This is a genomic window from Streptomyces sp. NPDC005803, assembly GCF_040630435.1.
In the GTDB taxonomy this organism is placed as follows: Bacteria; Actinomycetota; Actinomycetes; order Streptomycetales; family Streptomycetaceae; genus Streptomyces.
In genome coordinates this window covers 1-4,919 of the sequence record NZ_JBEXXO010000064.1, presented here as the reverse complement: position 1 = coordinate 4,919, position 4,919 = coordinate 1, and the positions used below count along the sequence as shown (strand labels likewise).

Annotated in this window: 5 protein-coding genes; 2 read left to right on the top strand and 3 right to left on the bottom strand. The window is 69.5% G+C overall.

Translation table 11 applies throughout. From position 1 onward, the window contains the following. Positions 1 to 324 precede the first annotated feature (324 nt). Both ABZ454_RS38595 and ABZ454_RS38590 read right to left on the bottom strand, forming a co-directional pair. Positions 325 to 660 (bottom strand): ferrous iron transport protein A, encoded by a 336-nt coding sequence (locus tag ABZ454_RS38595; RefSeq protein ID WP_359544092.1) that lies wholly within the window; start codon positions 658 to 660, stop codon positions 325 to 327. Between the two features lie 243 nt (positions 661 to 903). Beyond that, on the bottom strand, positions 904 to 1,752 hold the full coding sequence (locus tag ABZ454_RS38590) for an oxidoreductase (protein WP_359544091.1): 849 nt from the start codon (positions 1,750 to 1,752) through the stop codon (positions 904 to 906). A gap of 67 nt (positions 1,753 to 1,819) precedes the next feature. Here ABZ454_RS38590 and ABZ454_RS38585 point away from each other — a divergent pair, with 67 nt between their 5' ends. Continuing rightward, entirely contained in the window at positions 1,820 to 2,485 is a 666-nt protein-coding gene (locus ABZ454_RS38585) for a DNA-binding response regulator (RefSeq protein ID WP_359544090.1), read from the top strand. A gap of 193 nt (positions 2,486 to 2,678) precedes the next feature. Continuing rightward, the gene (locus ABZ454_RS38580; protein WP_359544093.1) at positions 2,679 to 3,188 is read left to right on the top strand and encodes a hypothetical protein; all 510 of its coding nucleotides are present in this window, start codon (positions 2,679 to 2,681) and stop codon (positions 3,186 to 3,188) included. A gap of 629 nt (positions 3,189 to 3,817) precedes the next feature. Here the strand turns inward: ABZ454_RS38580 and ABZ454_RS38575 are convergent. Further along, positions 3,818 to 4,486 carry an alpha/beta hydrolase family protein gene (locus tag ABZ454_RS38575; protein WP_356325996.1) on the bottom strand — a complete coding sequence of 223 codons (669 nt, stop codon included), beginning with the start codon at positions 4,484 to 4,486 and terminating at the stop codon, positions 3,818 to 3,820. Between the last annotated feature and the right edge of the window lie 433 nt (positions 4,487 to 4,919).

Genomic DNA, 4,919 nt, shown 5'->3' with positions numbered 1-4,919 from the left:
GGGGGACCCTGTGGGAGAGTAGGACGCCGCCGAACTCCTTTTGAACAGTTAAGCCCCGTGCCCTTGTGGCACGGGGCTTTTCTGCGTTCCCGACCCGAGCCAGGAGGAGTTGCGCCTGGCCTGGTGGTTCAGGGGCACTTTGCCGAACCGGCCGGCGTCGCACCTTGGCCGGCAGCCACCGTGGAGCTGGCGCTCAACCGGTGAAGCCGACCCGGCGGCTGGCTTCATGCGACGAAGGCCGGCTCCACGCCCGGCCCACCTGCGGGCGAGCGGACTACGTCGACGGATGGTTCGAACGCAGCACCATGACCCGCGGGATGAGATTTATGCTTCGGGCTCCGGCTCGGCCCTCAGGTAGCGACCCCAGATCTCGGCCTTGCCATAGGGGCCGTCCCCATCGCTGTCGCGCTGCGGCGTGTCGAAGGTGACCCAGTACAGCAACTCGCCATCGAGCGCCTGGGGATGCTCGTTGGGTTCGGGTGCACCCATGGCATCGATCGTTCCAGCAAACTCGACCTGCCAAGGACCGTCCCAGTCCTGGGCGCGAACGACCGTGACCCGGCTGCCCGGTGACAGCGCACCCGTCGGCCATGTCTGGCTCAAGGGACGACCGAGAACGTGCTCTACCGCCCCGCGAACAGGGCCGGAGCTGTCTGTCATGCCGCCCACTCTGCCTGCACCACTTCAGGAGCGCCAGAAGATATTAGGCAGCCCGCCAGCCCGCCAGCCCGCCAGCCGCCAGCCGCGTACAAAGCGCCCTGCGTACGCATCCGCTGTCCGTGCGCGACGCCGTAGCCCAGGCTGCCTCCTTCAATCGGTACTGCGTGGTGGCGGTCGGACAGCGGCCGGGCGGGCACAGCAATGTGCAAGGTGGCAGCACGGCCGACTCGTCAAGCCGACCAGCTAGCCTCGTAGATCGGCCAAGTCCTCGTCGCTGAGGTGGAGTTCGTCGGCCGCGAGGTTCTCCTCCAGGTGCTCGAGAGAGCCGGTGCCGGGAATCGCCAGCACCGACGGAGACTTCGCCAGCAGCGCGGCGATCGCCACCTGTGCGGTGGTCGCGCCCAGGCGTGCCGCGACCTTGCCGAGCCGTTCGGCGTCGGGCGGACCGTTGCCGATACCACCGCCGAGCGGAAAGTACGGCACATAGGCGATGCCCGCCTTTTCGCTTTCCGCCAGGAGGCCGGAGTCACCGCCGTGTCTGTTCTGCACCGCCGCGACGGGCGCTATGCGCCGGGCTTCCGCCAGCTGGACGGCGTCGACGTTGCTGACGCCGAGGTTTCGGATCAGGCCTTCGGCGCGGAGCTCGGCCAGGACCGCGAACCGTTCGCCGATCGACTCGTTGCCCGGTCCCGCCATCCCGCCGACCCGCAGATAGACCAGGTCGAGCCGGTCGACACCCAGGGAGCGCAGATCCGCCTCGACCAAGCCGCGCAGCTGATCCGCTGTCGCCTGCCCGCTCGGCACTCCGTCCCGTCCGGGCAACGGCCCCACCTTCGTCGCGATCACCAGGTCGTCACGGTAAGGAGCAAATGCTCTGCGGATCAGCTCATTGGCCCACACCGTGTCCCGGCCGTAGAAGCCGGCCGTGTCGATGTGGGTCACACCGAGTTCCACGGCCCGGCGGAGCACCGCGACGCCCGTTTCGGGAGCGCGCGCCGGACCGGTGAAGGTACCCCTGGCCAGACGCATCGCGCCGAAGCCGAGCCGGTTGATCGTCAGCTCTCCGCCGAGGGAGAAAGTCTTGGTCGTCATGACGTTCAGGGTGTCCGCCGCCGCGACGCCCAGCGAGCCCATGGCATCTTGCTGCCAGACTGGCGGAATGCGGAACGAGGAAGTGTTCTCAGTGCGAGGAGACACGGAGTTGACCGCGCGCGCCGGTCATCTCTTCGCTTCTGCACGTACCGAGTTCCTGTGCGCCGCCCGCGATCTCAGAACATGGTCGCAACCGGGGGCCAGGGCCGCGATCCGCGACCGGCTGCGCGCTGCGGATCCCGCCGGCTTCACGCCTCGGAAGCTGCTCAGCCCGGTGGCACTCGCCGACGAGGAGGCTCGCACGCACCTGCGGCTGGTCCGGAGCAAGGGCGCTCTCGTTCGGATCAGCCGATCACCGCTGCCGCACGAAACCATCCTCATCGACCGGCGGGTGATGATCCTGGCCGGTCAGGAGACAGCCACCGGGCGCGAGTACACCGTGACAACGTCGCAGATCCTGGTCGATGGCGTGCACTCGCTGTTCCGGGCCGCCTGGGACGCCGCCGTCGATCTCGAAGCCTATCTGCGCAGCGACGTTCCGCACCTGGATGCCGACGGCCGCACGATCCTCCAAGCGCTCGCTTCGGGCCGCACCGACGAAGCGGCGGCGAAGCGGCTCGGCGTCTCACTGCGTACCTACCGGCGCCGTGTGGCCGAGCTGATGGCCATGCTCGAGGCCGACTCCCGCTTCCAGGCCGGGCTGCGTGCAGGCGAACTGGGGCTACCTCGCTGAATCAAGAGTGACTGCGGCCGTCCAACGGTCCGCCCGCCCCAGCGCCCCGGCGTGGACCTCGACGTCGCCCTGGTCGTGGCCCGCTTGGGTGCCGAGCACGGGTCCGGAGCGTGCGTGCACCGGGGGCTTGGGGGCAACGCTTTTCGGTGGACGCCGACGCAGCTCAGGTGGCACGCTCCGCTGCGTGACCGCTATGCGCATCCTGGCCGAGTTCGGCTCCACCGCAGCCGTCGGTCCGCTTCGGTGCGGCGCGACCCTCAACGACATCGCGGCGACACTCGGGCCGCCGTGGGACATCGGGCGGGTGAGCAAGCGGCGGCGCTGGCCCCACCTGTTCTCCTACGGAGACGTCGAGCTCTGCGTGTGCCGCTGCCGCCGCGTCACGCTGATCAGCGTGCAGACCTGGCGAGACGCCATCGAGCTTCCCGTCCCAGGGACCGGGACACTCGCGGCATACACGGGCCCCCTCACTCACGCGCGGGTCACGGAGGAGCTCCGCGTGATCGGTTGCCCGTTCACGCCCGTGACACTCCACCAACCCCCTGGGCAGATAGCGCTACGGATCGACTCGACAGGCGTCACCTTCACTTTCCGGGCGGAGGCCGACTCCGAGCCGCTCCTGGACAACGCAGGGCACTGGATCAGCGCTCATGAATGCACACCGCCGGAAGCCGGTGCCTCGGACGACGGCTTCGGCATGTGAGCCCAGCCGTCCCCAGCTCAATGAACCCTCGCGTACCCCCACGCAGCAGTCGTTCTCCTCGGACCGTACGACGTCGTCCCGACGTTCTGGCCGTCTGCCGGCGCACGGGGGTCTCATCCGAGGGACGTCGGCGCGGCACGCGGGAAGGTCCTCGTCCCGTTGTCCGCGCGGCAGGCCGGATGCACGCGGCGCGCGCCCGGTCCGGCGATGCGGTGCATGAGCTGAGCAGTACCGGAGGCTCACCGGCACAGGCGCCCGCAACATCAGCACCGTTGATCACTACTCCGCGGAGCTGCTGCCCGAGGGCGAAAACGGCGGACCTGCCGTCCGGCCGACTGTGCACTTCGCCCCCACGTCCGGCAACACCTTCCGGATCAACCTCGGCGACAAGCAGTTGTCCCGTGCCGCGGCCCTCGTCACCGCCATCGGGGACGTGCAAGGAGGCCGCCTCCCTCGGTGAGGCGGCGGTGGCGGATGAGGGTTGCGGCTACGCCGACGCAGGCGGGGCGTTCGGTCTTACGTTCGTGGGGGCGAGACAGGCGTCGACAGACGGCGAGCCGGGGAGACGGCTTGTTCGGCGACCCGGTGGTGGTGGCCGAGCCGCTGCGGGGGCTCGACACCTCGACGCGTCACGCGTCGAGCAGCAGTGAGGCGACCGCACCGGGGGCCTCATGCATGGCGTCATGACCGGTGGGGAGGTCGCGCACCTGCCACCCAGGATCGGCCTGGAGCCGGGTGCGGGTTTCAGCGAACGGCGTCCGGTCCTCCCATCCCGAGCAGTAGACGAACTCCCGCCGAGGCACCTGGTCGAGCGCTCCTGTGAGGCGGATCGTCTGTATGAATGACGCGAGGGGATGGGGACGGCGGCGGGGATCGCCGCCCTCGGGCGGTAGGACGGCGTAGCCGGTCGTCGCGGCGCCGGCAGCGAACACCTCTCGATATCGCGCGGTCGTCGACGACCAACACGACTCGCCGTCGCGCGGTACGTAGGCGTCGAGATGCACCAGCCGGGAGATCCGGCCGTCGGCGCGATCGGCTGCTGCGGCGGTCACCATCCCGCCGTAGCTGTGACCGACCAGCGTCGCGCCGGTGATGTGGGCGCGATCGAGGAGCCGCAGTACGTCGTCGGCGTGCGTGTCGAGGTTGGCGGTCGCGACCGTCGCGTCGTCGTCGTCCGGCCGGAGACCGGTCAGGGTCAGGGCGTGCACGGCATGGCCGGCACGCTCCAGCAGCGGAACCACCGCCTCGAACGACCAGGAGCCATGCCACCCGCCGGGTACGAGGACGAACGTCGCCATCTGCTTCTCCTTCGCTCGAGCCGTGGCACCAGCGGGGCACCGCCCGCAGCCACTTCGCGTGGAAGCAGTGTCATCAGGTCGACGCGGGGCGCGCTACCCATAGATCGCCCACCCATGCGCGGATGTGCAGCCAGGCCCGCCCCATCACTGGTGCGGCGTCTTACGCGGGGCCACGGAGGCCTGGGCGCCGGTGGCACCACTGCGCAGGTGAACACAGGGGAGGGGGCGGGCTGTTGTCGATGTGACGCGTCGGCAGCAGGTACCGATCGCGCAGTCGAGCAGCCGGACGCCGCGCCCTCCCTCGGGGGGCCGGGACCGTGGGATTCGGGACCGACAGAATCTGATAGAGTCGGACTCGCCGGAAAGGGAAACGCGAAAGCGAAGAACTGGAAAGCGAGAAAAGCAAGACCCGCTTCGACCGGGAATCGGACAC

What these genes read in the sequence shown, in the direction of transcription:
- ABZ454_RS38595 (WP_359544092.1), bottom strand. Translation starts at nt 660, where the DNA reads ATGACAGACAGCTCCGGCCCTGTTCGCGGGGCGGTAGAGCACGTTCTC.
- ABZ454_RS38590 (WP_359544091.1), bottom strand. Translation starts at nt 1,752, where the DNA reads ATGACGACCAAGACTTTCTCCCTCGGCGGAGAGCTGACGATCAACCGG.
- ABZ454_RS38585 (WP_359544090.1), top strand. Translation starts at nt 1,820, where the DNA reads ATGCGGAACGAGGAAGTGTTCTCAGTGCGAGGAGACACGGAGTTGACC.
- ABZ454_RS38580 (WP_359544093.1), top strand. Translation starts at nt 2,679, where the DNA reads ATGCGCATCCTGGCCGAGTTCGGCTCCACCGCAGCCGTCGGTCCGCTT.
- ABZ454_RS38575 (WP_356325996.1), bottom strand. Translation starts at nt 4,486, where the DNA reads ATGGCGACGTTCGTCCTCGTACCCGGCGGGTGGCATGGCTCCTGGTCG.